Origin of the sequence: Micromonospora foliorum, from assembly GCF_022229015.1 — a bacterium.
Taxonomy (GTDB): Bacteria; Actinomycetota; Actinomycetes; order Mycobacteriales; family Micromonosporaceae; genus Micromonospora; species Micromonospora foliorum.
In genome coordinates, this window is the sequence record NZ_JAKKFF010000305.1 from 1 (window position 1) to 5,531 (window position 5,531).

Here is a 5,531-nt window from a genome sequence, read left to right on the forward strand (position 1 = left end):
CGCCCCAAGATCGTGCTCGATCCTGGAAGTAGTGGCATCACCGACGCGGTGATGCCACTCGATCCTGGATCGAGCGCGATCATGCGGGGGTGGCCCTCGGCGCCGGGCGAGGAGGTCATGCGGGGTGGGGCGTCCGTCGGCGCGGTATGGTGGGGCCCTCTGTTGTCGGTGAGGGTCCGGGTGCGCCGCTAAGCACCCCTCAACATGATTTGTTTCCTGTCCGGCGGAGTCGCCGGCGCGGCGTGAGCGCCGCCATCCGGGTCCGGCCGAGGCGTGAGCTACGCGCCGCCCGCCGTCCCCGTCCACACCGCTGCTGGGGTCACCTGATCGCCGCCCCCCTCTGGCCGCTGCACGGTGCGAACCTGGGCACCCTGTTACGGACCTGCGACGCGGTCGGTGCCTGCCTCGCCGTACCTCCGTTTCGCTGGGTGGACGAGGCCGTGGCCCGGGGTAACACGCTGCGCCAGCCGGGCTGCGTCCATCGGGTCGGTAGTCCGTTGCGTTGGCTGGCCGCCGAACGGGCCGCCGGCGCCCGGGTCCTCGGCGTGGAGTTGGCCGACGAGGCCGTCCGACTCGGTGACCTGCCCGCCGCGCGGGGCCGCACCGTCGTGCTGTTGGGCCACGAGGCGACGGGCATCCCGCCGGAGGCGCTCGACCAGCTGGACGCGGCGGTGGAGATTCCCATGGTCGGCCACGGCCACAGCCTGAACGTCGCGGTGGCCGGCTCCCTGGTCCTCTACAAACTGGCCGGCCTCCTGTAGGACGGCGCCCGGTCGCCGCTGGATCAATGGCGATCAGGCCGGAAAACCGCAAGGTAGGTCCGGACAACGGGGCCCGCCGCGTCCGGACCTACCTTGCGAGTCGCTGGTCACCGCTTGGCGGTCGGGCCACTCGCGATGCTTACCCGGTCAGACCGCCGGGTTGCGAGTCAGCAGGTGCGGGAGTTGTAGGCGGCCCAGTAGGGGCCGCCGCCCTGAGGCGGGTAGAACCGGTAGTTCCCGTCGGGCGAACGCTGTAGGACGAACTGGTGCGAGCCGTACGGGCTCCTGGAACCCGTCGCCCCGTGGTACACCACGTACAGCCATCCGTTCTGGTTGTCGTGCTGCACCAGCTTGTCGCCGGCCTTCGTCCAGCTGTTCCGGCCTGCGGAGCCATCCGCCGAGAGGCCCTTGTCGCGCTGGAAGTTCTTCGTCGCGGCATCGGTCTGGTCGCCGAAGACGCCGTCGATACCGGACGAGGGCAGGTAGCCATTCGCCCAGAGAATGGTCTGCCACAGACAGGCGACGTTCGAGTTGCGGTGCGTGGTGACGTTGGTGACGCCTTCGTCATCGAAGTCGTCCGACACCCCGCCGGTGCCATGGACGTACGCCCGGCCCGTGTAGGAGCCGCTGGCCGCGGCCGGCGTGGCGATGGTGACGTTGATGCCGATGGCCAATGCCGCGGCGATGGCGGGCACCGCGACTCTCTTGAGGACGCGGCTGGTGGAGCGGTGCGACATGTATCTCCTCTGGTCGGGATTCATGAGGGGGCAACGGTGCTGGGGCGTTGCGCCAGCCGGCGGTTTCACACCTGACACGACGAGGCGAGGTGGCCTCGCGTCAGGTGTGGACAGACAGTCCCTTTGGCCTCGCGCAATCGTCGTGCAACCAGGTCTGGCGATTGGTGATCTTGGATGGGGCGGTGAGGACGGTAGAACCGTCCTCACCGCTCCGGGCCCCCCGTGGAGAAGGTACGGTGGGGCCGGTACAACCGCCGCACAACTGCGGCATAGATCAATTGCTCGCCCGCGTTGTGTGGGTGTTGTACGCATGACGGCACACGGCAGTGCCCACATGTGAGGTGCCTGGTTGCGTTTCGAACTCCTTGGCCCGTTCCGGGTGTACCGCGACGGCCGGTCGGTTCCACTGGGCTCGGTGAAGCAGCGTCTCCTGCTGGCGACCCTGCTGCTGCGCCCGAACGAGGTCGTCGGCGCCAACGAGTTGGCCGCGATGCTGTGGGGCGACGAAGAACCGGCGTCGGCCGCCGCGAATCTGCGTACCTATGTGCGCGGGTTGCGGCAGTCGCTGGGCGGTGGGGCGACCTGGGATGGGATAACCGCTGCGGCCGGCGGCTACCTGCTGCGGGTGGGCCCCGGCGAACGGGACCTGGACCTGTTCGACGCGGCGGCGACGCGGGGTCGTGAGGCGCTCGCCAGTTCCGATCTGGACCGGGCCGAGGCCGAACTCTCCGCCGCGGTGCGCCTGTGGCGTGGTGCGCCGCTGTCCGACCTGCCGCTGCGCTCGACGCTGGCTCGGCGGGTGGCGCAGTTGGAGGAGCGCCGGCTGCTCGTCGAGGAGGACTACGCCGAGGCGGTGCTGGCCCTCGGCGCGCCGGCCGACGTCGTGCACCGGCTGCGCGGCCTGCTCGACCGGCATCCGTTGCGGCAGCGGGCGTGGGGCCAGCTGATGGTGGGCCTGTACCGCATCGGAGACGTGGCCGGCGCACTGGATGCTTTCCGGCAGGCCCGACAGACGCTGGCGGAGGAGACCGGCCTCGATCCCGCACCCGAACTCGTCGCGCTGTACGACGACATCCTGCATCACCGCCCGGGCCTGACGGCGCAACCGCCAACGGGGCCGGACCGGCCGGCGCCGGAGACGGCAGTGGGGCCGCTCATCCAGCGCCCCGAGCAACTGCCGCGTGCGGTGCCGGAGTTCGTCGGACGCAGTGTCGAGCTGGCGGGCCTCGACGGGCTTCTGCACGGTGGAGCCGAGGGGCCGACGAGCGTGGCCATCTCTGTGGTGTCCGGGATGGCCGGAGTCGGCAAGACGGCCCTGGCGTTGCACTGGGCGCACCGGGTTGCCGACCGCTTCCCGGACGGCCAGCTCTATGTGAACCTTCGCGGCTACGACGAGGCCGGCGTCGTGTCCCCGTCCGACGCCCTGTCCGGCTTCCTCGAAGCGCTCGGTGTGCCCCACGCCCGGATACCCTCCGATATGGAGGCTCGGACTGGTCTCTACCGCAGCCTGCTGGCCTCCCGCCGGATGCTCCTTGTGCTCGACAACGCTCGCGACTCCGCCCAGGTGCGCGCCCTGCTGCCCGGTGCGGGCCGCTGCATGGTCGTGGTCACCAGCCGTGACCGGCTCGGCGGCCTGATCGCCGCCGAGTGTGCCACGCCGTTGACACTGGACGTGCTCACGGCGGAGGAGTCGAGGAGCCTGCTCGCCAGACGTCTCGGGGTCGGTCGGCTCGCCTCCGAGTCGGTGGCGGTGGCCGACATCATCGAGGCCGCAGGCCGGCTTCCGTTGGCACTGTCGATAGTGGCGGCGCGCGCCGCGACCCATCCCACGTTCCCACTCAGCGCGATTGCCGCCGAACTGCACTCGGCCGAGGCGAGGCTGGACGCCCTGGCCGACGGCGACGTCCGGCGCGTCTTCTCGTGGTCGTTCCTGGCCCTGGGGGCTGACGCGGCCCGGCTGTTCACCCTGCTGGGGCTGCATCCGGGCCCGGACCTGACCACCGCCGCGGCCTCGGCGCTCGCCGGTGTGTCGGCCGTGGCCGTCACGCCGATCCTGCGGGAACTGACCCGGCTCCATCTGCTGGCGGAGCACGCGCCCGGCCGGTTCGCCTTCCACGATCTTCTGCGCGCCTATGCGGCCGAGCTCGCACGGTCGTCGGAGCGCGGCGACGAACACGTCGCAGCTCGACAGCGCCTGTACGACCACTACCTGCACGCCGCCTATCCGGCCGCCCGGCTACTGCAGCCGCAGTGGCCCCCGATCGAGCCGGTGCCGCCGCTGCCCGTACCCGCCCGGCGGCCGGTGACCGATCACGACGGCGCGCTCGCCTGGTTCACGGCGGAGCATCGGGTGCTCGTCAGGGTGGTCCGACAGGCCGCCGAGAACGGCTTCGAAACGTACGCCTGGCAGATCGCGTGGGCCCTGACCACCTTCGTGGCGCCGCGCGGCCTCTGGCAGGACCAGCTCGCCATCCAAGAGGTCGCGCTGGGCGCCGCGGAGAAGATCGACGACCTCGCCGGTCAGGCCGTCGCCAATCGGCTGGTCTCCCGGGCGCTGACCCGACTGGGCGACAGCACCACCGCCGAGTACCGACTCAAGCGCGCCCTTGAGCTGCACGAACGTCTCGGCGACCCGATCGGCCAGGCCCAGACGCTGCACAACTACTGCGAGCTCTGCTATCTGGACGGCCGGCTCGACGAGGCGCTCGCGCACGGTCGCGAGGCGCTGCGGCTCTACCGGCTGGTCGGCAGTCACGCGGGCGAAGCCCGGACGCTCAACGCGATCGGTTGGCTGCTCGCCACCACCGGCGACTACGTCCAGGCCATCGCCAGCTGCACCGAGGCCCTCGACCAGCAACGACGCACCGACGACCGCAACGGTCAGGCCGCGACGCTGGACAGCCTCGGCTTCGCCTACGACCGCCTCGGCGACCGCGACCGGGCGGCCAACTGCTACGAGCAGGCGATCAAACTCTTCCGCGACTCCGCGGACCGGTATCACGAGGCGGAGACACTCATCCGACTCGGGGACACCCGGGAAGGGATGGGTGACCGGGAGGCTGCCGCTGCCGCTTGGCGCCTGGCCGCCGGAATCTATGAGGACGTGGGCGACCCCGCAGCCGAGGAGGTCCGCCGCCGCCTCGAACGTCTGATTTCGTCCTAGTACGGGCCCAGGATCAGGCGACGTTGTGCGGGCGGAACTGGACGCTCACCCGGGGGCCCACCGGGCGGGTGGTCTTCGGGATGGCGTGTTCCCAGGTGCGTTGGCAGGAGCCGCCCATGACGATCAGGTCGCCGTGGCCCACCGGGAAGCGCAGGCTCTCGCCGCCGCCGCGTGGGCGTAGCAGCAGCGGCCGGGGTGCTCCGAAGGAGACGATCGCGACGACCGTGTCGGTGTGCGCCGAGCGGCCGATGGTGTCGCCGTGCCAGGCCACGCTGTCGCGCCCGGAGCGGTAGAGGCACATGCCGGCGGTGACGAACGGCTCGCCCAACTCGGGCGCGTAGTGCTCGGTCAGCGTGGCCCGCGCGGCGGTGAGCACGGGGTGGGGGAGTTGCCTCGCGCCGTCGTACCAGCAGAGCAGGCGGGGCACGTCGACCTCGGCGTCGTACATGGTGCGCCGTTCGGCACGCCAGGGCACCTCGGTGAGCAGGGTGTCGAGGACCGTGTCGGAGCCGCGCACCCAGCCGGGAAGGTGGTCGACCCAGGCGCCTCGGCTGAGCTGGTGCCGGCGGATCTGACCGGGCAACGGCCCCAGGGCCGGCCCGGCGTCGGCCAGGTCGAGCATCGACGGCTGGTAGGCGGCAGGCGTCATGCAGCCACCCTAGCAGCACTTTCGTACACCCGTGCTAGCGCCGAACGGTGCCGGCCGGCCCGCTCCGACCGTGACCTGTCGCGGTCAGCCGGGGACGGCGGGGGCGCGTACGGCGTCGAACACCGCGTCCACGACCCGCGCCCGGCCCCGCCCGTCGACGGTGGACCAGGCGCGCGCGCCGAGCGTCGCGCGCCGCTGCGGCGAGCTGAGCAGCCCGTGCA

Annotated in this window: 5 protein-coding genes; 3 read left to right on the forward strand and 2 right to left on the reverse strand. The window is 71.5% G+C overall.

The window, feature by feature from the left end:
- On the forward strand, window positions 1–192 hold a 192-nt coding region (locus tag PSH25_RS21875), incomplete at its 5' end, for a hypothetical protein (protein WP_238660852.1).
- A gap of 50 nt (window positions 193–242) precedes the next feature.
- Entirely contained in the window at window positions 243–761 is a 519-nt protein-coding gene (locus PSH25_RS21880; protein WP_238660853.1) for a TrmH family RNA methyltransferase, read from the forward strand.
- A gap of 167 nt (window positions 762–928) precedes the next feature.
- Here the strand turns inward: PSH25_RS21880 and PSH25_RS21885 are convergent, their stop codons facing one another.
- Window positions 929–1,456: a peptidoglycan-binding domain-containing protein gene (locus PSH25_RS21885; RefSeq protein ID WP_238660854.1), complete on the reverse strand. Its 528-nt coding sequence runs from the start codon at window positions 1,454–1,456 to the stop codon at window positions 929–931.
- A gap of 457 nt (window positions 1,457–1,913) precedes the next feature.
- Between PSH25_RS21885 and PSH25_RS21890 the strand changes: the two genes are divergently transcribed.
- Complete coding sequence (locus tag PSH25_RS21890) at window positions 1,914–4,661, forward strand: AfsR/SARP family transcriptional regulator (protein WP_238660855.1); 2,748 nt, start codon at window positions 1,914–1,916, stop codon at window positions 4,659–4,661.
- Window positions 4,662–4,674: 13 nt separating this feature from the next.
- Here the strand turns inward: PSH25_RS21890 and PSH25_RS21895 are convergent, their stop codons facing one another.
- Entirely contained in the window at window positions 4,675–5,310 is a 636-nt protein-coding gene (locus PSH25_RS21895; protein WP_238660856.1) for an alpha-ketoglutarate-dependent dioxygenase AlkB, read from the reverse strand.
- Window positions 5,311–5,531 lie beyond the last annotated feature (221 nt).

What these genes read in the sequence shown, in the direction of transcription:
- PSH25_RS21895 (WP_238660856.1), bottom strand. Translation starts at nt 5,310, where the DNA reads ATGACGCCTGCCGCCTACCAGCCGTCGATGCTCGACCTGGCCGACGCC.